Annotated in this window: 24 protein-coding genes; all 24 read right to left on the bottom strand. The window is 34.0% G+C overall.

What is annotated here, in order from left to right:
* Positions 1-40: 40 nt before the first annotated feature.
* On the bottom strand, positions 41-472 hold the full coding sequence (locus BR77_RS15220; RefSeq protein WP_010051605.1) for a tetratricopeptide repeat protein: 432 nt from the start codon (positions 470-472) through the stop codon (positions 41-43).
* A gap of 152 nt (positions 473-624) precedes the next feature.
* Complete coding sequence (gene galU / locus BR77_RS15215) at positions 625-1,548, bottom strand: UTP--glucose-1-phosphate uridylyltransferase GalU (protein ID WP_015077186.1); 924 nt, start codon at positions 1,546-1,548, stop codon at positions 625-627.
* A gap of 24 nt (positions 1,549-1,572) precedes the next feature.
* Positions 1,573-2,577: an NAD(P)H-dependent glycerol-3-phosphate dehydrogenase gene (locus BR77_RS15210; RefSeq protein ID WP_015077187.1), complete on the bottom strand. Its 1,005-nt coding sequence runs from the start codon at positions 2,575-2,577 to the stop codon at positions 1,573-1,575.
* 13 nt (positions 2,578-2,590) lie between these two features.
* Positions 2,591-3,241 (bottom strand): pyrophosphatase PpaX, encoded by a 651-nt coding sequence (gene ppaX / locus BR77_RS15205; RefSeq protein WP_010051600.1) that lies wholly within the window; start codon positions 3,239-3,241, stop codon positions 2,591-2,593.
* Positions 3,242-3,256: 15 nt separating this feature from the next.
* On the bottom strand, positions 3,257-4,096 hold the full coding sequence (gene lgt, locus BR77_RS15200; protein ID WP_010051597.1) for a prolipoprotein diacylglyceryl transferase: 840 nt from the start codon (positions 4,094-4,096) through the stop codon (positions 3,257-3,259).
* Positions 4,097-4,113: 17 nt separating this feature from the next.
* Positions 4,114-5,052, bottom strand: a complete 939-nt coding sequence (gene hprK, locus BR77_RS15195; RefSeq protein ID WP_010051596.1) for an HPr(Ser) kinase/phosphatase — start codon at positions 5,050-5,052, stop codon at positions 4,114-4,116.
* A gap of 184 nt (positions 5,053-5,236) precedes the next feature.
* Positions 5,237-5,590, bottom strand: coding sequence for a phage holin family protein (locus tag BR77_RS15190; RefSeq protein ID WP_010051595.1), 354 nt, complete (start codon positions 5,588-5,590; stop codon positions 5,237-5,239).
* On the bottom strand, positions 5,590-5,904 hold the full coding sequence (locus tag BR77_RS15185; protein ID WP_015077188.1) for a PspC domain-containing protein: 315 nt from the start codon (positions 5,902-5,904) through the stop codon (positions 5,590-5,592). The genes BR77_RS15190 and BR77_RS15185 overlap by 1 nt, the downstream gene beginning before the upstream one ends.
* A gap of 103 nt (positions 5,905-6,007) precedes the next feature.
* Positions 6,008-7,594 (bottom strand): daptomycin-sensing surface protein LiaX, encoded by a 1,587-nt coding sequence (liaX, locus tag BR77_RS15180; protein ID WP_015077189.1) that lies wholly within the window; start codon positions 7,592-7,594, stop codon positions 6,008-6,010.
* Between the two features lie 184 nt (positions 7,595-7,778).
* Entirely contained in the window at positions 7,779-8,396 is a 618-nt protein-coding gene (locus tag BR77_RS15175; RefSeq protein WP_015077190.1) for an SHOCT-like domain-containing protein, read from the bottom strand.
* 296 nt (positions 8,397-8,692) lie between these two features.
* The gene (gene uvrA / locus BR77_RS15170; RefSeq protein WP_016356576.1) at positions 8,693-11,542 is read right to left on the bottom strand and encodes an excinuclease ABC subunit UvrA; all 2,850 of its coding nucleotides are present in this window, start codon (positions 11,540-11,542) and stop codon (positions 8,693-8,695) included.
* 133 nt (positions 11,543-11,675) lie between these two features.
* Positions 11,676-12,317, bottom strand: coding sequence for an HD domain-containing protein (locus tag BR77_RS15165; RefSeq protein ID WP_010051584.1), 642 nt, complete (start codon positions 12,315-12,317; stop codon positions 11,676-11,678).
* 60 nt (positions 12,318-12,377) lie between these two features.
* Positions 12,378-13,253, bottom strand: a complete 876-nt coding sequence (locus BR77_RS15160) for an RNA-binding domain-containing protein (RefSeq protein WP_016356577.1) — start codon at positions 13,251-13,253, stop codon at positions 12,378-12,380.
* Between the two features lie 140 nt (positions 13,254-13,393).
* The gene (phoU, locus tag BR77_RS15155) at positions 13,394-14,062 is read right to left on the bottom strand and encodes a phosphate signaling complex protein PhoU (protein WP_010051581.1); all 669 of its coding nucleotides are present in this window, start codon (positions 14,060-14,062) and stop codon (positions 13,394-13,396) included.
* A gap of 38 nt (positions 14,063-14,100) precedes the next feature.
* Positions 14,101-14,865, bottom strand: coding sequence for a phosphate ABC transporter ATP-binding protein PstB (gene pstB, locus BR77_RS15150; protein WP_010051580.1), 765 nt, complete (start codon positions 14,863-14,865; stop codon positions 14,101-14,103).
* Between the two features lie 11 nt (positions 14,866-14,876).
* Positions 14,877-15,644: a phosphate ABC transporter ATP-binding protein PstB gene (gene pstB, locus BR77_RS15145; RefSeq protein ID WP_051120447.1), complete on the bottom strand. Its 768-nt coding sequence runs from the start codon at positions 15,642-15,644 to the stop codon at positions 14,877-14,879.
* 292 nt (positions 15,645-15,936) lie between these two features.
* Positions 15,937-16,821: a phosphate ABC transporter permease PstA gene (gene pstA / locus BR77_RS15140; protein ID WP_010051578.1), complete on the bottom strand. Its 885-nt coding sequence runs from the start codon at positions 16,819-16,821 to the stop codon at positions 15,937-15,939.
* A gap of 1 nt (position 16,822) precedes the next feature.
* Positions 16,823-17,743 (bottom strand): phosphate ABC transporter permease subunit PstC, encoded by a 921-nt coding sequence (gene pstC, locus BR77_RS15135; RefSeq protein ID WP_010051576.1) that lies wholly within the window; start codon positions 17,741-17,743, stop codon positions 16,823-16,825.
* Positions 17,744-17,867: 124 nt separating this feature from the next.
* Complete coding sequence (locus BR77_RS15130; protein WP_010051573.1) at positions 17,868-18,770, bottom strand: phosphate ABC transporter substrate-binding protein PstS family protein; 903 nt, start codon at positions 18,768-18,770, stop codon at positions 17,868-17,870.
* Between the two features lie 161 nt (positions 18,771-18,931).
* Positions 18,932-19,789, bottom strand: coding sequence for a phosphate ABC transporter substrate-binding protein PstS (locus tag BR77_RS15125; protein WP_010051571.1), 858 nt, complete (start codon positions 19,787-19,789; stop codon positions 18,932-18,934).
* Positions 19,790-20,644: 855 nt separating this feature from the next.
* Complete coding sequence (pnpS, locus tag BR77_RS15120; RefSeq protein ID WP_015077197.1) at positions 20,645-22,414, bottom strand: two-component system histidine kinase PnpS; 1,770 nt, start codon at positions 22,412-22,414, stop codon at positions 20,645-20,647.
* A complete protein-coding gene (locus BR77_RS15115) occupies positions 22,411-23,130 on the bottom strand; it encodes a response regulator transcription factor (protein WP_015077198.1) in 720 nt (239 codons plus the stop codon). The genes pnpS and BR77_RS15115 overlap by 4 nt, the downstream gene beginning before the upstream one ends.
* Positions 23,131-23,167: 37 nt before the next feature.
* Entirely contained in the window at positions 23,168-24,361 is a 1,194-nt protein-coding gene (locus tag BR77_RS15110) for a PDZ domain-containing protein (protein WP_231857776.1), read from the bottom strand.
* 283 nt (positions 24,362-24,644) lie between these two features.
* Positions 24,645-25,799, bottom strand: coding sequence for a C40 family peptidase (locus tag BR77_RS15105; protein WP_015077200.1), 1,155 nt, complete (start codon positions 25,797-25,799; stop codon positions 24,645-24,647).
* Positions 25,800-25,841 lie beyond the last annotated feature (42 nt).

The following is a 25,841-nucleotide window of genomic DNA, read 5'->3' as shown; positions in this document are numbered from 1 at the left end:
ACTAGTCTATTTATATGCTTACTAATAATAAGCAATTTAATTAAAACTCGTTCAACTCTGACTGAATCGTTTCTAACAATTCTTTTGCCTCTTCACTAAAATCACCTAATGGATCTAATTTTAAGTATGTTTCAACTAATTCCAACGCTTTTGGTAAATCTTCTAGAAAAGCATAATTATTTGCCTGAAAATAATAAGCCTCACTAAAAATATCGCCACTTTCAGCAATTAAATCTGTTAGTATTAGAATTGATTCTTGAAATTCCCCAACATGTTGATGACAAATCGCTAATTGACATAGGGCAAATATCTTCTCTTCTTCTGTTTTACAAAGCGTCACTGCACGAGATAAATATTTTTTAGCTCGTTTCATATCATTTTTTTGGAAAGCTTCAATTCCCAAATTAAAATAATAGTCACTTGAAGGAAAAAAATTAATAATCGGTGCTCTATTTTGCTCTATATCAGACATAAGTACCCTCCTAACGTTAAAGTTCGTCCCTAAGTATAACACAGACAATTCCTATTCGATAGCCTATTTTTAGAATTAATCTGATTCCTATTTACAACACAATAAAAAGTGACTAAAACCATTATATAAACCGATTCAGTCACTTTTTATATTTATTTTTTCTCAGGTGTTGCTTTTTTTTCTACTACTTTTTTATCGGCTAAAGCAAGTTCTGCACCTAATTTAACAATATATTGGCGTAAACTGTCTTTAATTTCAGGATGTTTCAAACCATATTGAATACTCGTTTTCAAGAAACCAAACTTATCTCCAACATCATAGCGGATGCCCGTAAATTCATGGGCAAAAACACGTTGCGTTTTGTTCAATGTATCAATCGCATCGGTTAATTGAATTTCATTACCCGCACCAGGTTCTTGATTTTCTAAAATATCAAAAATTTCTGGTGTTAATAAATAGCGACCAATAATAGCTAAGTCACTTGGTGCATCTTCAGGTTTAGGTTTCTCAACAAAATTACGAACATTATACAACCCTTTATCTACCTGACCTTCAGGATCAATAATACCATATTTAGAAGTTTCTTCATGTGGCACTTTCATCACGGCAATATTTGATGCGTGTGTTTTTTCATAACGATCCATTAATTGTTTTGTTAAAGGAACTTTATCTTCCATAATGTCATCGCCTAACATGACAACAAAAGGTTCGTTCCCAATAAAGGCTTTAGCTTGCAAAACAGCATGCCCTAAACCTTTAGGGTAAGATTGACGAACAAAATAAAGATTTAAACCAGTCGTTTCTTCAACTAACTTTAATAAATCTAATTTGTCTTTTTCTCTTAAATTAGCTTCTAATTCTGGATTGGAATCAAAATGATCTTCAATCGGTCGTTTACTTTTACCAGTCACAATCAAAATATCTTCAATTCCTGAATTAATTGCTTCTTCAACAATAAACTGAATCGTTGGTTTATCAACAATTGGCAACATTTCCTTAGCCATTGCTTTTGTTGCAGGTAAAAAACGTGTTCCTAATCCAGCAGCAGGAATAACTGCTTTTTTTACTTTTTTCATCCTATTTACACCCTTCTAATTGAATTAATCTTCTGATTTTCCGTCACGAGTCATTAAATTGGAAACGACTAATTTAACATCTGCTTTTTTATACAAAACAGCATAAATCGCTTCTGTAATTGGCATTTCAATTCCTTTTTGTTTAGCTAACTCATATGCAGCCTTTGTAGTTGAGACACCTTCTACAATCATCCCCATATTCGCTAAAACTTCCTCTAAGTTGTGGCCTTTACCTAGTAAATTTCCTGCACGCCAGTTACGCGAGTGAATACTTGTACAGGTTACAATTAAATCACCAACACCACTTAACCCAATAAAAGTTAACGGCTCTGCACCAAAAGCTACACCTAAACGGCTAATCTCAGCTAGCCCACGTGTCATTAATGCTGCTTTGGCATTATCACCATAACCCAAACCATGTAGAGCACCGGCACCAAGAGCAATAATATTTTTTAAAGCCGCTCCCAGTTCTACCCCAATAATATCATCATTTGTATAAACTCTGAAATAATGATTCATAAATAATTGTTGAATCAACTTAGCTGCATCCTCATTACTAGAAGCAGAAGTAATTGTTGTAATATCCTTTACAGCCACCTCTTCAGCATGACTAGGTCCCGACAGCACCACAATTGCTTTTCTTTTTTCAACTGGTATTTCCTCAGCTAAAATTTCTGAAATACGTTTATGACTCTCTTGCTCTAACCCTTTGCTCGCATGAGCAATAACAACTGGTCCTTCTAATACTTTTGCTAGGTCATGTGCAACAGAACGAATTGCTTTTGTTGGAATAACAAATAAAACAACATCTACATTCTTTACAGCTGCTTTTAAATCTGTATAACCTTTAATATTTTCATCTAAAAGAACGTCTGGTAAGTAATGAGAATTACTGTGTTTTTCATTTATTTCTTGCATTTGATTAGCATGATTTCCCCATAGACGAACTTCATGACCATTTTCATTTAAAACCATTGATAATGCTGTTCCCCAAGAACCTGCTCCTAAAACAGCTATTTTTTTCACCATATTATATTCTCCTTTATTTCTGGTTTTCCTCAAGCACAAAATGTGTCAACTCATCCATTGAATGAACAATTAAATCCGGTTGATAAGGTTTGATTTCTTCCAAAGTTTTTTCTGACCAAGCAACAAAAACACTTGGAATTCCTGCGTTTTTACCAGATTCAATATCATGGGAGTTATCTCCAATCATGATTGTCTCATTTAAATTTGCAGATAACTTTTCAACAGCTACAAAAATAGGTTCTGGATTTGGTTTGGGATGTGTATAATCAAGACCACCTACAATAACTTCAAAATAATCTTTGATTCCCAATACTGTTAAGCCACGCGTTAAAATTTCATTATATTTAGTTGAAACAACACCTAGCTGAATGCCATGTTTCTGCAATTTAGCTAAATTTTCAGATACTTTTGGAAACAATTTTACCATGTCATCATGGTGACGTTCATTATATGCACGATACTTTTTAATCATTTGATCTTTTTCTTGAGGGTTTAATGAACCGTAAACCATTTCTAAAGAGGGACCGTTAAAGGCTCTGACACTGTCTAAGTTGTATGCACCTGGATAATACTCTTCTAAAACATGTAGGTGCGAATGACTAATTAACGCATTTGTATCAGCCAAGGTTCCATCAAAATCAAATAAAAGAGTTTTTATTGCCACCTAATTCCCAACTTTCTAATTTTTTTGTGCGAATTCAGCACCTGTTAAATAATAAGGATTTTCTGGATATTTCTTCCGGCGATAAATCCATAAAAGAATAGCTCCGACAAATAATAAAATGGATAACAATTGAGACACGCGAATTGTTTGAGCTAACATTAAACTGTCTGTTCGAAGTCCTTCAATAAAGAAACGACCAAACGAATACCATAAAACATAACTTAATGCTACTTCACCGCGTTTTAATAAATTTTTACGTCTTCTTAAAATCAATAATAAAATAAACCCAAGTACATTCCAAAGAGATTCATATAAAAAAGTAGGTTGGTAATAGACACCTTCTATATTCATATTATTCACAATAAAATCAGGAATGTGTATGCCTTCTAAAAAGGCTTTAGTCGTAGCTTCACCATGAGCTTCTTGATTCACAAAGTTTCCCCAACGTCCAATTGCTTGAGCAATAATCACACTTGGAGCAGCTATATCTAAGACTAGCCAGAAAGGCAAACCACGCTTTTTAGTAAACCAATAAACCGTTAAACCTCCAGCAATTAAACCTCCATATATTGCAATCCCACCATTCCAAATAGCAATAATTTCAGCAGGATGTTGAATATAATAACGCCATTCAAAAATGACATAATAAATTCTAGCTCCGATAATCGAAATAGGTAATGCCCATAACATCATATCAATAATGTCGTCGCCTTTTATACCACGTTTTTCAGATTCATTTGTACCTAAAAATATCGCTAATAGGACAGCAGATGCAATAATTACACCATACCAGTGTACAGATAGACCTCCTAATGAAAAAGCAATTGGATCGATTGCACCTAATTGTAAACTCATCTTCTAGCCCCGTTTCTTTAGTTGTTTTCTTTTGAATTTTTCTCAATTAAAATTTCTAAGTTTTTTTCGAAAGTTGCTGTTGCATCATAGCCCATACTCTTAGCTCTAAAGTTCATTGCTGCTACTTCAATAATAATTGCTAAGTTACGACCCGTTTTAACCGGAATCGAAATTTTAGGTACATCTACATCAAAAATACGGGTTGATTCATCACCACTACCTAAACGATCAAATTTCTTTTCTTTACTCCATAATTCTAAATTAACAATCAACTGGATTGTCTTGCTACTACGAACAGCACCAGCACCAAATAAATTCATCACATCAATAATTCCAATTCCACGGATTTCAATTAAGTGACGCAAGATATCAGGAGATTCACCAACAACTGTTTGCTCATCTTGTTGATGAATTTCAACACGATCATCAGCAACTAAACGATGCCCTCTTTGAATTAATTCTAATGCTGTTTCGCTTTTCCCAACGCCGCTATCTCCCATAATTAAAACACCTAAACCGTAAACATCAATTAAAACACCATGCATTGAAATTCTTTCAGCTAACTTTCCTTCCAAATAATTGGTTACATTACTAGATAAACGTGTCGTTGTTAAACTAGAAAGAAGTAAAGGGATACCCGCTTCAGTTGTTGCTCGAATTAACTCCTCTGGCGGCACTAAACCACGTGATAAAATAAAGGCTGGTGTATTGGGACGGCACATCCGGCGCATCACAATTAAGCGCTCCTCACTGGTCATTCGTTCAGAAAATGAAATTTCTGTTCGACCAAACAATTGAACACGCTCTTGCGGATAATAATTAAAATAACCTGTTAATTCTAAACCAGGACGTGAGACATCACTAGTAACAATTTTTCTATCCAATTGTTCTTCCCCGTTATGTACACTTAAACGAAGAACTTCAACTAATTCTTTTACAGTTACACTATTGGTCATAAGTTTATTACGCTCCTCTAGATTTATTCTACTTTTAAGCAAGTATCGCTAGTATCTATTCTACCATTTTATAGCGTGGCTTTAAAGAAGAATCCAATTCGTTAAAAAAAGCTTCGGGTTATTACTGACTTTATAATAAAAAAAACAGGACTCATGTCCTGTTTTAAAATAATTCGCTTGTGCCTTAATAACGCTCACTAGTTGTTTGTTTCCCAATTACAGCATTAGATAGCGACAATAAAATTGCTACCCACATAGCTGTTCCAAAACTAGCAAAGTGGAAACCACTACCTACAATAGCTGAGGTTAAACTTAGCATACCTGCATTAATAACAATACTGAACAAGCCTAAAGTTAAAAATGTAATTGGTAGAGCTAAAATAACTAAAATCGGCTTAATCGCCATATTGAGAATCGCTAATACTAAGCTGGCTGCTAAAGCAATCCAGATACTTTCAACATAGAAAGTGCTTCTGAATAACCCCGATAATGCTAGGAATAATAGTGCATTAATCACAACACCCTGCCATAGTTTCATTAGAAATCACTCCAGTCATTATCATCAACTTTTTCTGCTTCTTTACGTTTTGGCTCTTTTTTTGTATTTCCAAAATCATGATTTGAATAAGGATTGCCACCTTGGTAGCCATTCCATTCATTATTTTTTCTTGGAGCTTCTGGCATAACAATCGCTAACACAATATAGATTAGGAATGGTGAGCCTACTCCAAATACAGTTAAAATGACAAATATAATACGAACAATAGTTGGATCAATATTAAAATATTCACCGATACCACCTAAGACCCCGCTAATAACTCGATTTGATCTTGATTTTTCTAGTCTTTTCATGTTTTCCACCTCTTTGTAGGATACCTTACTAAAGTAAAGCTTTATTTTATCTAATTAGGGTATCAAGCAGAGTAGGACTCACTCTGCTTTCACCCCGAATTTGTTATTCTGAATCTTTCAACATAATACTACCTGTTGTTGTACTTAACTTAACGACTAATATATTTTCACTTGCTACGCGTCTAAATTCTTGGAACTGGTTTGTACGGTCTTTTTTCTCTTTAATGATTTCAGTGTTTTCTAAACGACTTTGAATCGATCCAAGATTAGTTTTTGATGTTCCTTCAACACTTAAGTTAGAAGGTATCGCAACTTTAACCGCTCCATTAACAGAACTAGCTTCTAAACGTTTTAAATCAGTTCCTGTAAGTGTTGCCTTGACAGTTCCGTTGACAGTCGATAAATTACCACTCTTAATATCCCCGCGAGCCGTAATTCCGCCATTAATGCTACTGATTAACAAATCACGAATTTGACTATCTAAAACAGATACATTTCCATTAACACCTTCTGTTTCTAACATAGTTGCAGTTAGACGATCAAAAACAATATTGCCGTTTGTTGATTTTGCATAAATATCTTTAGCTTCGAATTCTTCAAATCGTAAATTTCCGTTTAATAATTTAACAGCTGTATGATCGTAAGTTCTTTCAGGTAAATAGAAAGTTAAATCACTACGAATTCGTTTATTAGGAACATGGAACAACAAATGTTCATCATTGACTTCAATTGTACTACGTTCTAAGAAAGCTTCGAATGGATTTTCTACATCTAATCGCCCATAAATTTTGATTTTAGCTTCAATTTTTATATCTTCACTGTCCCAATTTTTAAAGACAACATCTCCATTAGCGACCTTTACATCTAAGATTGTTGCTTCACTCGCTGGGTAAACAAAATCATGATCAAATTTAGTTGTAGCTAATCCAGGTACACGAATATTTACATCTTTCCAGTCGACATTTTCGATGACTGAAGAGAAAGTTTCTTTCATGAATTTACCAAATTGAGTTCCAGCTTCTGTTACTTTATCCCCAACTGTATTCAACGTTTCAGTGGCAGTTTCTTTCCAATCATCAGGAATTTCAAATTTTTCTGTAATATTTTTTTTATGGGTACCCCATTGTTGTTTTTTAACAGTTTTTAGTTTTTCTTCTAATTCTTCTTTTTCATCTTCTAAAATAGCCACTTCATCTTCTAAAGCATCAATTTCATTCTCTAAAATGTTTACTTCAGCTTCTTCTTCAGCAGAGAGTTCATCTAACTCTTCTTTTGTTTCAAAAACCATTTGTACTTCTTTTTTAGCGTTAATTTGTTCTTTCAAATCATCGATAACTTTATTCGTTTCATCTAGTTTAGCCGAATAACCAGAAGCTTCATTTGCTAGCTCCTCAAGAATGGCTTCCAAACGTTCACGATCTTGATTCTGTTCTTGTTCTAAACGTGCTTCACCTTCCTCAGCAACATCTTCAATATCTGATAAAACCGGTTCAGCTGATTTTTCTTCTTTTATTTCTGGAATTGGAGCAACTGGTGCCTTTTTTAAAATTGGCTTTTGGATATTCGCTTGTTCTTTTTTCACAGCCGCTTTGCCTTCTTTATGAGCTGAGTTTTCTAATAACACGAGCGCTTCCTCAGTTGAAATCACGCCTTCTTTAACTAATTCTAAAATTCGTTCTCTTTCTTTCATGATTGTTTCCTCCCTCTAAGTCCTATCTATTTACTTTCAATTGATTCATTTTAATTTCATTAAGCAAGTTTTACTTCTTACTATAATTATATTATCCTCTTCATTGTAGAAAATGTCATAGGACTTTAGAATGATTTATCTTTCAGCATATAGGCTGAACTTAAATGTTACCTATATCTACTCTTTATTTTGTAATTGGATTACGATTAAAACGGACTTCATATTCTCTCTGTGGCAAATACACAACGACATTACAACGAACCAATTTACTTGGTACATGGAAAGTTAATATTCCATCTTTCGTTTCAATTGTGCTACGTTCTAAAAATAGTTCTAAAGGTTTTTCCTCTACATCCACTTTTCCATAAATTTTAACATCTACATCAATTTTCAAATCTGAACTAAAACCATTTTTGAAAATAACATCTCCATTAAATACTTTTAAATCAATAACTTTTGATTCTACTTCTGAATAGCTAAACTGGTGAGTGAATGTTGTTGACGTCAAATGTGGTACTTTAACGGTTAAATCTTTCCAATCTAAATGTTCATTCACTGAATCTAATGTTTTTTTAGCAAATTTACTCACATGAGCACTTGCTTCTGTGACTTTTTCAGTTACTTGATTAACTGTTTCATTCACAGTTTCTTTCCAATCCTCTGATTCTTTTGGTTCTTCTACAAAGGTTTCAGTCTTATTTTCCTCAGGTGCTTTAGCCTCATTCTCTAGTAATACTAAAGCCTCTTCTGCAGTAATTAATCCTTCTTTGACTAAATTTAAAATTCTCTCTTTTTGACTCATAATAATTTTCCTCCTTCAATTTTTTTATCTATGATTGATTATCCAGTGACATCGACAACTATTTATTGATGCAAGTAAGGTTATCTTCTTGCTATACTCCTATTATGCCAGTAATTTATCAAATTGCCATCAGACTTAAGAGGGAGTTTTTATTCATTCTTGAGTCAGAGTTCTTCTTTCTTACTATTTTAACATGAATGGTACTTTGATACTGGTCAAATGCTTACAAACAAAAAACATTCATTTCTACCAAAGGCAACTCGCCTTAGTAAAAATGAATGTTTGACTGACTGAATCTAGCTTAATTTCGTCGTACGATCTTTATCACGTTTTAATATTGGCGCTAAATAGCGTCCTGTATAACTTTCAGCTACCTTCGCTACATCTTCAGGTGTTCCTTTAGCAACAATCATTCCGCCACCGGCTCCACCTTCTGGACCTAAATCAATTAAATAATCAGCTGTTTTAATAACATCTAGATTGTGTTCAATCACTAGCACCGTATTCCCAGTTTCAACAAGTCGGTTTAATACGACTAAAAGTCTGGCAATATCATCAGTATGCAAGCCAGTTGTAGGTTCATCTAAAATATAAAAATTATCGCCATTAGATTTTTTGTGCAACTCACTCGCTAACTTCATTCTTTGCGCTTCTCCACCAGAAAGGGTTGTAGCAGGCTGTCCTAGAGTTACATAGCCCAGTCCTACATCGACAATTGTTGCTAATTTCCGATGAATTTTAGGGATGTGTTCAAAAAATTCAACAGCTTCTTCAACAGTCATATTTAAAATCTCAGAAATATTTTTTCCTTTATAGTGTACTTCTAGTGTTTCAGAGTTATATCTCGTTCCATGACAAACCTCACAAGGAACATAGACATCTGGCAAGAAATGCATTTCAATTTTTAAAATTCCATCTCCGCGGCAAGCTTCACAGCGTCCACCTTTGACGTTAAAACTAAAACGTCCTTTTTTATAACCACGAATTTTAGCTTCATTAGTTTGAGCAAACAAATCACGCATATCATCAAAAACGCTTGTATAGGTTGCCGGATTACTTCGTGGTGTACGACCAATAGGACTTTGATCAATGTTAATGACTTTTTCTAACTTTTCAAACCCGGTCATTTTTTTAAACTTACCTGGTTTATGCTTATTACGATTTAGCTCCTTCGCTAACGCTCGCTTCAAAATGCTATTTACTAAAGTACTTTTACCTGAACCAGATACTCCTGTCACAGCAACAAATCGTCCTAAAGGAAAATCAACAGTAACATTCTTTAAATTATTTTCAGTTGCACCTGTAATCCGAATTTTCCCTAGATTTTCTTTCCGACGTTTTTCTGGTACTGGAATAAATTTTTTACCCGATAGATAATCTCCCGTCAATGACTTTGGATTATTTGCTACTTCTTCAGGCGTACCACTTGCAATGATTTCGCCACCTTTTTCACCAGCTCCTGGTCCGATATCAATTAGATAATCTGCTTCACGCATAGTATCTTCATCATGTTCAACAACAATTAATGTATTCCCTAAATCACGCATTTTCTTTAGTGAACCAATTAAACGGTCATTATCTCTTTGATGCAATCCGATTGAAGGTTCATCTAAAATATATAATACACCTGAAAGATTTGAACCAATTTGAGTTGCTAAACGAATCCTTTGTGCTTCACCACCAGACAATGTTCCGGCTGTTCGGCTCAAAGTTAAATACTCTAACCCTACATTTTCAAGAAAATTGAGCCTTGAGTGAACTTCCTTTAAAATTGGTTTAGCAATAAGTTTTTCTTGATCAGATAAAGTGATTTTGTCAAAAAAGCTAACTGCATCTCCAATTGCTAACTCACAAACTTCTCCAATATCCGTTCCATTAATTTTAACAGAACGAGCTTGACGATTAAGGCGTAGTCCATGACACGTTTGACAAGGTAATTCAGTCATATATGTGCGCATTTGATCACGTGTAAAATCACTATTTGTTTCATCATGACGGCGTGATAAATTGCGTACAACACCTTCAAAAACAATATCTACATCTCGAACGCCACCAAAATCATTTTCATAATGAAAATGAAATTTCTTTCCTTGAGATCCATTTAGAATAAAATCCTTTTGATGTTCAGTTAGTTTTTTATAAGGTTTATCCATATCAATTTTAAAATATTGACACGCTTGTTCTAGCATTTGCGGATAATAATTCGAACTAATAGGATTCCATGGTGCAATTGCACCTTCACGAAGAGTTAAATTAGGATCTGGAACAACTAAGTCTAAATCAACCTCTAATTTCATTCCCAAGCCGTCACAGTCTGGACAAGCACCAAAAGGAGCGTTAAATGAAAATAAACGCGGCTCTAGTTCTCCAACTGTGAAACCACAATAAGGACATGCATAATGTTCGCTAAACAGCATTTCTTCCCCATCAATAATATCGGCAATGGCATAGCCTTCTGCAAGACGCAAGGCAGCTTCAAACGAATCAAATAAACGGGAACGGATACCTTCTTTAATTACAATCCGGTCTATAATAATTTCAATGTTATGTTTTTTATTTTTATCTAACTCAATTTCTTCAGAAATATCATACATCTCTTGATCCACTCGTAAACGAACATAACCTTCACGTTTAATCATCTCAAAAACTTTTTTATGCTGCCCTTTTTTACCCACTACAACTGGAGCTAATATTTGTAACTTTGTTTTTTCCGGCAACTCTAGTACACGGTCAACCATTTGTTCAACCGATTGACTACTAATTTCAGTTCCATCATTTGGACAAATCGGATGTCCAACACGAGCATAAAGCAATCGCAAATAATCATTGATTTCAGTAACTGTTCCAACTGTTGAACGAGGATTTCTGCTTGTTGTTTTTTGATCAATTGAGATTGCAGGACTGAGCCCATCAATACTATCAACATCGGGTTTATCCATCTGACCTAAAAACTGACGAGCATAGGCAGATAAACTTTCTACGTAACGACGCTGCCCTTCAGCATATAAGGTATCAAAAGCAAGCGAGCTTTTCCCAGATCCTGATAACCCTGTTAAAACGACTAATTTATCGCGAGGAATAGTTACATCAATATTTTTTAAGTTATGAGAACGTGCACCATGAACAACAATTTTATCATTTACCATCGACTTACTTCCTTTATGATTAGTTTTTAATTCAATTTAATTTTTAGTAACAACAAAAAATGAGAGACTAGCCCTCATTTCTTTTTCTACTCATTCAGTTTACCACAAATCAGTTTCTTTTGCGAACGTTTGTTCATATTTTAGTATCTGTTAAAATTTTCTGAGAAATTTTTTGTAATTGAGCTTGATTTGTGAAGTCACCACTTAAAAGATCTGGTAAAATAGCCTCTAAAAAATATTGAACACTTTTCAAATGTTTAAACTCCAAAATTGTTTTAAGAGACTCTTCATATATTTCTGTAAAGACATTTTCAGGATTACCTTTTTGAATCTCACCAAAAGACTCATAAAGCAAATCAACTTTATCAGCAACGGACAAAATTTGGCCTTCTAAACTACCATCTTTTCCTTCTTTCAATCGATCTAAATAAACTGCTTGAAACTCTTCTGGAATCTCTCTTTGCACAAAATTCTCCATCATCGATTCTTCAACATCTGCTAACATTTCCCGCAAAGCTGGTGTTGCATATTTTACTGGCGTTTTAATATCGCCAATAAATAGTTCTGTATAATCATGATTCAAGGCTTTTTCATATAACGAACGCCAATTGACTTCTTTCCCAGCCTGCTCCTCTACAGTGCCTAAAAATTGAGCAATTTGAGTCACTTTAAAGGAGTGTGAAGCAACTGAATGGTCCTCATATTTAAATTTACCTGGACAACGAATAATATTTTCTAAATCACTTAAACTTTTAATATATTGATGCATCCCCATTGATATCATCCTTTCATTGTTAAATTTTTACTATCCTACCATAAATTCTCTTACCTGTCACTATGGCATTTTTTTTCTTAAAATAAAATCGACAATTTCTGAGCCTTTTAATTTTTTACGAATTCCATCTAACTTAAGATATACATCTGAGCCATGATCAAAAAAAACTTCATTTAAGCGACTTCGATTCGGCACAACAACTTCTAAAACATACATATCGGGAAATAGTTCTTCTTCATTCAAATAAACTTCATGAAATCTGATCAAGTAATTATCTCCGCTAATTTTAGGTTCGATCGTTTCTAAAATGCTATACATATCTTTTTTTAATTCATCTAATTCACTTCTTTGTGCTTTAAATCCTGTTACGCGCCCATCATCATCAATCCCATAATAAATACTTCCACCTCGGCTATTTAAAAAAGCGGTGGCATAACTACTTAAATTCCGAATCGCATTTTTAGGTGTTTGTCTTGTTACATCTTTAAATTCATGATCTAAATCTTCAAAATAGGGGACCTCTTTTAAATATAGGTAACGAAAAGTTTGTTCAATTTGACGCTCAAACTCACTTTCTTCAGCAATTCCTGTTAAAAAAGATAAACCTGTATTAATTTGTTTTAAGATTTCAGGACTTAATGTCCCTACTCGTTGATCTAAATCCGCTTTAGGGATACTAACAATTTTCGCTAAATCTAATAACTGAACTGTTGTTAAACCAGTTTCTTTTGGAGTTAGAATAAACTGTGTTGCTAAAATTTTCCTCGGAATCAAATTACTTAAAGGTAAAACAACCACTGTGTTCAACAAATTGTTTAGTGTTTGATTTTGTAAAACAACCACGGGACGCTGCCAAAATTTAGCCCCTTCTTTACCTAAGTATATATCCCCACGGTAAATAATCTCTTCATTAGGAAGACTCAAATTATTTTGCACCACAGCTCCTCCTCGCCAGACTTACTTCTCTTTAAATCATACCAAATTGTAACGACTTTTCAAAGTAACTCGTTTTATACACTTATTTCCCCGGAAATAAAAAATCATCCTCTAGCTAAACGCTGAGGATGATTTTTATTTTATTTTTTATTTGTAGAATTTAATTCAGATACTTTACCTGTAGAAAGATAAACAATCCACTCACAGATATTTGTTACGTAGTCACCAATTCGTTCTAAATAACCAGCTACTAACATATAATCAGAAGCTCCAACAACGATTTCAGAGTTACTCTTCATTTCTTCAATACAATTTTTATAGATTTTTTTGAAATAAATATCTACTTCAGAATCCATAGCAGCAATTTTTTTCGCTCTTTTGGCATCATTTTTAACATAAGCTTCCAGTACATCTTCCACCATTACTTTAACTTTATCGGCCATTTCAGCAATTTCTGCCTCAATTTCTGGAATGCGTTTATTCCCTTTTACACGAATCGTAGATTTAGCAATACTAACTGCATGATCTGCCATTCTCTCTAAATCTGAGCTAGCTTTCATAACCGTTACAATAATACGTAAATCAGTTGTAACTGGCTGTTGCAAAGCAATCATTTCAAAGCTACGTTTTTCTAAATCTAACTCGCGTGCATTTATGGCTTGGTCACTTTTTATAACCTCAGAGGCCAATTCCTTATCATGATTAATAAAAGCTTTAACAGATTTATAGATAGCTTCATTTACCATCATACCCATTTCTGAAAAGCGTAAATGTAAATCGTTTAATTCTTCCTCAAAGACACGTCTCATTTAATGATTCCTCCTTTATTTTACTCGTTTATTTTATCTTAACCAAAACGTCCAGAAATGTAGTCATCCGTTTCCTTTTCTTTTGGGTTTACAAAAATTTGGCGTGTATCACCAGCTTCGATTAGATTCCCTTGTAAGAAGAAAGCTGTTCTATCTGAAATACGCGATGCCTGTTGCATATTATGTGTTACCATTATCATGGTATAATATTCTTTCAATTCTAGCAACATATTTTCAATTTTACCACTAGAAACAGGATCTAAGGCACTTGTTGGTTCATCTAACAAAATAACTTCTGGTTCAATAGCTAAAACACGTGCAATACAGACACGTTGTTGTTGGCCACCTGATAACGAAAGCGCACTTTTATTTAATTTATCTTTTACATCATCCCAAACAGCGGCTTTTCTTAAGCTTTCTTCAACAATCTGATCTAATTTTTCTTTATCGTTCATTCCAGCAATTCTTAAACCATAGGTTACATTATCATAGATAGAAAACGGAAATGGATTAGGTTGTTGAAAAACCATGCCAACCTGTTTTCTTAACTTAACTGTATCCATTTTAGGTCCATAAATATTTTCACCTTTTAATAATACATTTCCAGTAATCGTTACATCTGGGATTAAATCGTTCATCCGGTTTAAAGTTCTTAGATAAGTTGATTTACCACAACCACTTGGTCCTATTAAAGCAGTAATACCTTTGGGTTCAAAGTTTAGTGAAACACCTTTTAAAGCTTCATTTTTACCGTAATATAAATGTACATCTGATGATTCAATGACATATTCTTTTTGATCCAATCTACTTCCTCCTAACCAAAGTGCCCAGATACATAGTCTTCTGTTGACTGAATTTTTGGACGTGTAAAGATTTTTCTAGTCTCATCATATTCTATCACATTTCCCATATAAAAGAACGCCGTATAGTCGCTAATTCGAGCTGCTTGTTGCATATTGTGTGTCACAATAATAATTGTATAGTGCTCTTTTAATGCTAAAAGAGTATCTTCAACTTTACTTGTTGAAATTGGATCTAATGCACTGGCTGGTTCATCTAATAATAAAATATCTGGTTTCATTGCAATTGCTCGAGCTATACATAAACGTTGTTGTTGTCCACCAGATAATGCTAAAGCACTTTTATGAAGGATATCCTTAGCTTGATCCCATAATGCCGCTTGTTTTAAACTCGTTTCAACAATCTCATCTAGCTCGTGTTTATCTTTAATACCATGACGTTTCAAGGCAAAAGTAATATTTTCATAAATTGATTTACTAAAAGGATTTGGACGTTGAAAAACCATTCCAATATTTTTGCGCATTTCATAAACATCTACGTTATCCGCATTAACATCAATTCCTTGATACATAATTTTACCTGTTACATTTGTGTTAGCAATTTCATCATTCATCCGGTTAAGTGAACGTAAATAAGTTGATTTACCACATCCACTGGGACCTATCAATGAAGCTATTTTATTTTTTTCAAATTCTAAAGATACGCCTTTTATTGCTTCATTTTGTCCATACCAGACATGAATATCATCTGTTGACAAGGCAACATTTTGCCCTTGATTCATGCGATATATATGACTTTCAACCTGTTCATTATCTGTCACAGTATTCACTCCTTATATAAAAAGTTTGTTGAGCCGTTTAGTCCTGGCAGAAAAATAGGAAATTCCAAGAAAAGTCGCTCTTTACTTTTTTGGGAATTTATCTTTTTTCCGAGGGACTGGCTCATAAGAACTGGCCTTGATAAAAAGTTTGTTGAGCCGTTTAGCTCCGGAAAGAAAATAGGAAAAATTGATAGGACGCTTTTTGTCCTCTCGAATTTTTATCTTTTTCTCTACGAGTCGGCTCACTACTATCTTAAGCAGATGTTGCTTTCTTATGAATCCATTTACCTAAGAAACGAGCTAGGAAGTTAAATAGTAATACAGAAATAATTAAGACTGCTGATGCACCTGCAGAGACAGCAGCTGCATCTGGCATAATGCCTTCACTATTTACTTTCCAAATATGCACGGCCAAAGTTTCCGCTGGTCGCATTGGATTTAAAGGACTTGAAATATAAAGTGGATTCCAATTGCTGAAATCTAAAGCTGGTGCGCTTTGTCCAGCTGTATAAATCAAAGCTGCTGCTTCACCAAAAACTCGTCCTGCTGCTAAAATCATTCCAGTTAAAATCCCTGGCAATGCTGCTGGTGTAATAATCTTTGTGACTGTTTCCCAACGTGACAATCCTAAGGCTAGTCCCGCTTCTCTTTGCGTTGGAGAAATTGCTCGTAAAGAATCTTCGACTGTTCTAGTTAGTAAAGGTAAGTTAAACAAAGTTAATGCTAGTGCCCCTGAAAGTATGGAGAATCCAAATCCCATTTGCACAACAAAAATTAGGAAACCGAATAAACCTACGACAATTGATGGCAATGAACTTAAAACTTCAATTGCAGTTCTAATGACATCCGTAATCCAGTTTTTCTTTGCATACTCTGATAAATAAATCCCTGCTCCTAATGAAATCGGTACACTAATTAACATAGTTAAAATTAACAAATAAAATGAGTTAAACAATTGAATCCCAATTCCGCCACCTTTAGTAAATGTTTTGGCTGGACTTGTTAAAAACTCCCAAGAAAGATGCGGTACTCCACGCCATAAAATAAAGGCTAGCAGGCTAAATAAAATTAAAACAATAATTCCTGAAATTCCATAGAGAATCCCTACAGCTAATTTATCAGCTTTTTTTGCATTCATTTTATTTCATCGCTCCTTTCTTTCCAATTAAACGGATCGCAATATTGAAGAATAATGACATAAGTAGTAGGATTAGCGCTAATGACCATAGAACGTTATTTTCTAATGATCCCATTACCGTATTCCCCATACCCATTGTTAAAATACTTGTTAATGTTGAAGCTGGTGAAACCAAGCCAGATGGCATTAAAGCAGCATTTCCAATGACCATTTGAATAGCCAAAGCTTCCCCAAATGCACGTGCCATACCGAATACAACTGAAGTTAAAATTCCAGGAATGGCTGCACGTAAAACAACTTTATAAATAGTTTGCCATCTTGTTGCTCCTAAAGCTAATGATGCCTCACGATAATATCTTGGTACTGAGTTTAAAGCATCGACAGTCATACTTGTTACCGTTGGTAAAATCATAACAAACAACACAAACGTTCCTGCTAAAATTCCAAAACCACTTCCACCAAAATAATTTCGAACAAATGGAACAATAACTGTTAATCCAATAAATCCATAGACAACTGAAGGAATTCCAACTAATAATTCAATGACTGGTTGTAAAACCCTTTTACCTGTCTTAGGCGAAATTTCAGTCATAAAAATAGCTGCTCCTAAGGCAAATGGTGTCGCTACTATAGCAGACAATAAGGTCACGATGAAGGAACCTGTAATCATTGGCAATGCACCAACTAAAGGTTGCCCGTCAGCTCCTGTTGAACTAGGATTCCAAACTGTTCCGGTCAAAAATGCCCAGACAGATACTTTATTCGTTGTAAATGTAGCAATTCCTTTGCTGGCAACAAAATACAAAATAGAAGCTACAACTACCACAATAAAAGCAATGCAGATAAAACTAATAAACTTACCTATCGATTCCAGCTTAGCTTTCTTTGATTTTTTTAACAATCTTTCTTGAATTTCTTCCAAAAGAAACCCTCCCTTTTTTAACAAAACTGACTTACTAGACTTTGTAAGTAAACGATAAAAAGCGACATGTTTAACTAAACAGTCGCCTTTTTCTCATAATCCCAACTAAACTTAGCTGGTTTAATTATTTGATAACTCCATTATGATCACGTTCGACTTTCATTGAACTAATTGGAAGGTAGCCTAATTGTTTAACAATTCCTTCTTGCACTTCTTCTGAAAGCATATAATCTAGGAATGCCTTAACTGGTTTAGTTGGCTCACCTTTAGTATACATATGCTCATAAGACCAGATTGGCCAAGAATTATCCGCTACATTTTTTTCCTTAGGTTCAACATCGTCAAGTGATAATGTTAAAATACTGTCATCGAAATAAGAGAATGCCAAATAGCTAATTGCACCTGGAGTCTCAGAAACAATCTTACGTACTGCACCCGAGGAATCTTGCTCTTGCGATTGAATCGCACTTGCACCATCTAGTCCCCATTTTTCAAAAGAAGCTCTTGTACCACTGCCAGAAGCTCGATTTAAGACAACGATTGATTGATCTGCACCACCAACTTCTTTCCAGTTAGTAACTTTCCCAGTAAAGATATCAATTAATTGTTTTTTCGTAATGCCTTTTACACCGACTTCTTTGTTTACGACAGGTCCCATACCTACAACTGCTACCTTATGGTCAACAATTGCTTTAGCATCAACACCTTCTTTTTCTTCTGCAAATACATCTGAGTTTCCAATATCCACAGCGCCTGTGGCTACTTGACTTAATCCAGTTCCACTTCCACCACCTTGAACTGTAATAGAGCTTTCTGGATTGGCGTTTTTATATTCTTCTGCAGCAGCCTCAACTAATGGCTGTAATGCTGTTGATCCAACTGCTGTAATTGTTTTATTCGTTGCTACTTCACTACCTTTATCACTACTGGCATTTTTATCTGTTGCATTATCATTATTGCCACATGCTGCTAAAGTAAAGCCTAAACCAATTGTTAGTATTACCTTTGTCAAATTAGTTACTTTCATTTTTAATCCATCCTTTTCAAATGAGGTGTTAGACTAGCAAGTTTTTTGTACTTCCTGTCTACTCATTTATCATAAGGTTTGAATATTAATTTTGGTTCGCTAATTTGTAAGGAATTTGTATGCTATTGTAAATTTTATCTTTTTTTGTAAATCTTTTCCTATTAAATAGGAGTCACAACTCCATCAACAGAACGCTCAACCTGCATTTGATTTGAAGGAATATAGCCAAGCTGACCAACAATCGTTTTTTGGATTTCATCAGATAAAATAAATTCAATAAATTGCTTCGTTAACCCTGTTGGTTCACCTTTTGTATACATATGTTCATAAGACCAGATTGGCCATTTATTCGTTTTCACATTAGCATCAATTGGTTTTACTCCATCAATCTTTAATGATTTAACCGTATCATTCACATAAGAAAAAGCGACATAGCTGATTGCACCTGGGGTATCTCCAACGATTTGACGGACCATCCCAGTTGAATCTTGCTCTTGAGCTTGCTTACTTTCCTGACCATCTAAAGCCCATCTTTCAAAAGTAGAGCGTGTCCCACTACCAGATGCACGATTTAAAATAATAATTTTTAAATCTTTGCCCCCGACCTCTTTCCAATTTGTAATTTTACCAGTAAAAATCTTTTGCAATTCTTCTTTTGTAATCCCTGTAACACCAACATCCTTATTCACGATAGGCGTAATTCCAACCACTGCTACACGATGATCGACTAATGCGTTAGCATCAATTCCTTCTTTTTCCTCAGCAAAAACATCCGAATTACCGATATCAACAGCACCAGCAGCAACTTGACTTAACCCAGTCCCACTACCTCCGCCCTGTACATTAATAAATTTCCCAAGATGTTGGGCTGAAAATTCCTCACCTGCTGCCTCAACTAAAGGTTGTAAAGCTGAAGATCCTACAGCAGTAATAGATTCTCCCCGATCAACTCCACCACAAGCTGTTAAAAGTAAGGGAATCGCAAGCATACTTAATAGTAACGCTTTTTTTATTTTCATTTGTAAACCTCCTAAAATCAAAAGTTTGTTGAGCTGATTAGGCCTGGCAGAAAAATAGGGAAATTTGATGTGGCGCTTTTTGCCACCTCGAAATTTCATCTTTTTTCCGAAGGACTGGCTCATAAGAACTGGCCTTGATAAAAAATTGTTGAATTTGCTTATGTTTTAAGAGCTAAAATTAGAACTAGCTTTGCCAAAAAAGCATCTTAATTTATTAATCTAGCATTTCATACTATTTTATCATACCTTAACATTGTAAAGAACAAATCAGACTTTTGTAAATTTTATGTAAAGGAAATAAATCAATACTAAAAAAATAGGATTATTTTCTGCTATGTTTGTATAAACCAACTACTGTAGCTTAACTTTTACTATCTATTTTTAAACAACTATTTTAACTTAAGTTGATTCACTCAATCTTATTCTTAAAAAAACATGAGAAATAAAGTTATTTTTTAAGGATACACATGATATTTTTTGTTTTTTTAATTCTTTTATGTTATTCTAAGTTACGCAACTGATGTAGGCTTTAATTTTTTCTTGAGGAGGAATCATGAGCATGGAAAACAATAAAAGTTTCATTGATGAATTAATTGAATCTGTAGTAAAAAAAGCGCCCCTTTACGCTAAAGCTACCAAAAAAAATTCAAGTAATTCAACAAAAATTTCTGCTAAATAAAGTCAATTTATAACGAACAGTGTGCAAGGTGATTTACCATCTGACACTTGCTGAATTAAAAATTAATTTTATTTAGTCAAACTAGCTTTGTTCACATAATCTATTAAGAAAATGAATTTAATTATCTATTTATAAAAAAAACCAACCGCTAAAATCTAACGGTTGGTTTTTATTAGTTATTTTAGAGGTAAGATAATGGTAAAAGTAGTCCCTAAGCCAAGCTTGCTTTCCACTTGAATTGTCCCATTGAAATTTTCAACTAGATATTTAACAATTGATAATCCCAAGCCGGTTCCACCTGAATTACGACTACGTGCTTTATCAACTCGGTAAAATCTCTCAAAAATACGATCTAATTCAGCTTCAGGAATTCCCATTCCATTGTCAGAAATTTTTATCGTCGCTTCTGTTTCCGATTGTTCAACAAAAACTTCAACTTTCCCGCCAGCCTCAGTATATGAAACAGCATTGGTTAGCAGATTTGTTATAATTTGTTTTAGCCTTCCGCTATCTCCTAATAAATAAATAGGATCCGCATCATTTAATAACAAATTCATATTTTTTTCATCTGCTTTATGCTTGACCAATCTAAAACTAGAACGAACTGCTTCTTGAACTTCAATTAACTCCTGTTCCAATGGAACTTGCTTCTGTTCTAATTTAGACAACTCTAAAATATCATTGACAAGTAAATCTAAACGGCTACTCTCAGCATACATAATTTCTAGAAATTGTTTCAAGATAACTTTATCATCCATAGCCCCATCCAATAACGTTTCGGAGAAACCTTTCAGCGCTGTCACTGGCGTTCTTAGTTCGTGAGAAGCATTTGTAACAAAATCTGTTTTTATTTTTTCTAGTTTTTTTATCTCAGTAATATCATATAATAAGACAATTAAATTAAGCTCACCTTTATGTTTACCAGTAATTGGTACAATATTTGCGTCTAAAATCCGATCCTTAGGATAATAAAAGTAGATTTCTTCATTTTGCGGGATCCCTTTTTGATAGGCTTTTTCTATCATATGAGTTAACCCATAACTTTTGGTTACTTCAACATAAGATTTCCCAATTAAATAACTATTATCTTGGCCTAACATAACAGACATAGCTGGGTTTACAATTTGAATATGGCGCTGCTCATCAAGTAACATTACTCCGATAACTAAATGATTAATTAAGCCATTAATTCGTTCTTCGTTCTGTTGAATTTCATACATTTGTCCTTCTAAACTCTCTGCCAAATGGTTCATGACTTCACCCAACTCAGCAATTTCTCCATAGCCTTTACCGTGGTAGCGATTATGATAAAGTTTATTTGATAAATCTTCTGCAACTTCCATCACTTCTTCAATTGGTTTTGCAATTTGTTTAGTCGTTAAAGAAGTGAGTAGAATACCTAGTATTAAAGAGAAAACAATGCTCATAATTAAAGATAATCTAATTTGCTGATCAACATTTTCCATTTTATTTATGGGCTTAGATAGTCTTAAAACGCCTATTAACTGCCCATCTTGATTATTCAAAGGAACTCCGACATAATATAAAGTTTCATTTGTTGAATCGCTTTTTCGTTCAGCAGTCCCTATTTTAGCTCCTTCAAGAACTTTTTTTATTTCAATCCGATTTCCATGATTTCCCAAGTTGTCTTTTATTACTTTCGAATCATAGATTACCGTTCCATCTAGGCTGACAAGTGTCACACGTTGATTGTTTGGTTGTTGTAATTCGCTAAGCGGAGCAATCAGATCTTGTACTTGTGTTGATTCCAATGATTTTAATGGCAACAAACTTGAAATTAGAGTCGCATTTTCTTCCAATTGTTCTTTTTGGCTCGAAAAGGCATGGTCCCTTAATAACTTACTTGAAAAAGTACCAATGCAGACACTTAATATACTGAAAATCAAAACAAATATTAAAATAATTCGTAATTGGAGCTTTTTCATACTTTTGGAGCCTCAAATTTATAACCAAAGCCCCGAACTGTCCGAATATACGCTGGATTTTTAGTATCTACTTCTATTTTTTCACGTAAATGACTAATATGAACATCTACAATTCTAGTCTCACCAGCATAATCAAAGTTCCAAATAGCATTTAATAATTGTTCACGACTTAAGATTCGGTTAACTCTTTTCATCATATACAACAATAATTCAAATTCTTTTGGAGTCACTTCAATTAATTCACCACGAACTTTTACTTCATACAACTCTGGGAAAATTTGCAATTCACCAATAACTACCTCTTCTTCAGGGCTAGCCTCATGGCTCTCGTTTATCTTCTCTTTGCTTTCTGGCTTAATTCTACGCATAATAGCTTTCATACGTGCTAATACTTCTCTAGGACTAAAAGGCTTAGTCATATAATCATCGGCCCCTAATTCAAGACCTATAATTTTTTCTAATTCATCATCTTTAGCAGTTAAAATCATAATTGGAGTCTCAATTTTTTCTTGTCGTAATTTCTTACAAACTTCCATACCGTCCATTGATGGCATCATTAAGTCCAATATAATAAAGTCGTATTGATTTTCCAAAGCTAGTTGGTAGCCGATTAGCCCATCCATTGCTGTTTGAACTTCATAACCTGCTTTTTCTAAATTAAAAGCCAATAAGGTCAAAATTGATTCTTCATCATCTACAATTAAAACTTTTTTCATACTCATCCTCCGATATCTACGTAAAAAGATACTAACTTTAGTTTATTTTATCAGGAATCGTAACAATTCCTAATTCGTGGGGAGAATCAGCAAATATCGCTGTTTCTGTTAACCGATATTCACCATCTAATCCTCTAATTTTCAAATGACAGTATGCGCTATTAATTAAAAGTGCTTGATAAAATTCATCATCATTTTTAACTGCTTGATTATTACAGACTACGATTGTTTCTCCAATTTCTAGCTGCATTTTAGTTGCAGGAGTATCCGGTCGAATCCCAACAATTTTGATGCCATCTCCAACAGGACCATACAAAAACTGCCACTTTTTTTCGCGAATATTGTGTCTTATTAACGTAGCTACACCACCTATAAATATGAGCAACAATGTAACTTCCGCAGCGTAATAAACATAGTAGCTTAAAACTGTACCAACTATCCCCACTATACTCACCAGTACTATATCTTTTTGAATTCCTTTAATCGCTACTTTTAAAGGCTGTGTTTCAATTTTAATTCTTAAACCAATTAAAACTGGAATAGCTACTAAAGTATACGTTTCGTTGCCTATTGAAAAAACTGGCCACCAACTAAACAACTCAGTAAATTGTTGACCTGGTACTAGTAAAAACAATGGCAAAAATGTTAATGGCTTAACTAAGTAACTAGCAATCCATTTACCTCGACTTGTTTTTCGAAAATTTGGTGATAAATATTTCAACGCTTGCTTAAATAAAAAATAGGTAGCAAGTATCAACAATATAGTAAGAATTAGACTGTTTTGAACTAATCCTGTATTTATAAAGTCCATATTAAAATCTAACTTACCAACTGAAAATCCTGAATCAGCTTTAATTAGATACGATGTTATAAATAATATACCTATAGTAATCGGAATAGTAAACATAGGATGAATAAAGCGATACCCTAGTAAAATAAAACAAAAGGCAACAACTATTGGATAAACCCATAACCACTCTATGTTAATTGTAATTCCTAATAAAATAACTATCGCTGATATGATAAGTCCAGGTAACAGACCACTGATTAAATAATTACGAACTTCATTAAAACCTTTATGAATTGCAACTCGATAAATCTTTCGTTCTCTCTTTATTCGTAGTATGCTACTTAGCAAAGCTACTAAAGCGCCTAACCAAAAAAGAGGTTGAGCAAAAAATAAAATGATTGCCTTAAAAATAATACCTGCAACTGAATCCAAATAATTCACCCTTTCTATCTCTATTATTTATTTTAACAAAATTTCACACGTTTTAACTAGTAAAATCTATTTTGAACCTGATTCTAATAAATGCTACTTTCTAACACTTATCTATCTTATTATAACAAAATAATCCTCACTTACTAGTCTCAATCTAAAAGCAATTTACCAAATAACTTTCAACAATGAAAATAAATTATTTTGAATTCAAAAATAGCCTTCAGTCAATCTCGCAAAATGAGATTGACTGAAGGCTATTTTATCCGGGGTAATAATTAAATATTAAACTAAATTAGTTGACACGTCCAAAACCAACTAGGTATTGAGCCCAGTAGTATGGAGAAATTGAAGCTACTGCTACGCCAGATGAAGATTGTGAACCGATAAACTGTCCACCACCCAAGTAAATTCCAACATGATCAATTGAACCAGTTTGGTTAAAGAAAACTAAATCTCCTGGCTGTGCTTCTGCTTGTGAAATACGAGTCGTTGCTGAGTATTGCGCACTAGCAACACGAGGTAAACTAACCCCAATTGCTGCAAAGGCAAATTGTGTAAAACCAGAACAATCAAATCCAGCAGTTGTTGTTCCACCATATAAATAAGGTGTTCCAATTACACTATAAGCAGCCCCTAATACGCCACCAGAGTTATTAACAGGTGGAGCAGCTGGTGCATTATTTTCCGCAACTGGTGTAGCTGCAGGTGCAGTTGTACTTGTTTGAACAGCTACAACTGGTGCAGCATTTGCGGTTGCAATTGCTTTAGCTGCTTTTTCAGCATCTTCTTTTTTAGCTAGGAAAGAAGCTTTTTCACTTTCAGCTCCAGATTGTTCTGAAGCTAAAGTTGCAACAATTGCTTCTTTTTCAAGTTTTTGTTGTTCTAAATCAGCTTTAGTCGCTTCTAACTTTGCAGCTAAAAGAGCTTGTTCTTGTGATTTAGTTTCTGTTTCTTTTTGTTTAGAAGCAACTTCTTCTTTATCTGACTTTTGCTCTTTCACTAAATCTTGATTTGCAGAAACCATTTGGCTAACAACATCAACACGACCTACAACATCACCGAATGATTTTGCTGATAAGACAAAGTCTATATAATTTTGTGTATCACCATTCACTTGAATAGTGCGAGCTTGTTCTTTTAACTTATCTTCACGTTGCGCAATTTTTTCATTTAACGCAGTTACTTCAGTTGTTAAAGTTTTCAAAGTTGCTTGAGTTTCTTTCATTTCTGCAACTAATTTAACTGAATTTTCTTCATTTTTAGCAATAGTATCAGTAATAGTTCCAATTTCAGTTTGTGCTGCATCTTTTTTACCCGAAATTTCACTGATTTTTTGTGATGTACGATTAATATCATCGTCTACCGCTGCTGCTGCGCTAAATGGTAAAGCTAATGAACTTAAACCAACTGTACCAACTACTACTAAAGTTAACATTTTTTTATTCACGAATTGTTTCCCCCGGTTTCCCTTATAATTATGTTATCTAAT

This window comes from Carnobacterium maltaromaticum DSM 20342, assembly GCF_000744945.1.
Lineage (GTDB): Bacteria > Bacillota > Bacilli > Lactobacillales > Carnobacteriaceae > Carnobacterium > Carnobacterium maltaromaticum.
The sequence above is the reverse complement of the archived record's forward strand: the minus strand, read 5'-3'. Positions and strand labels throughout refer to the sequence as shown.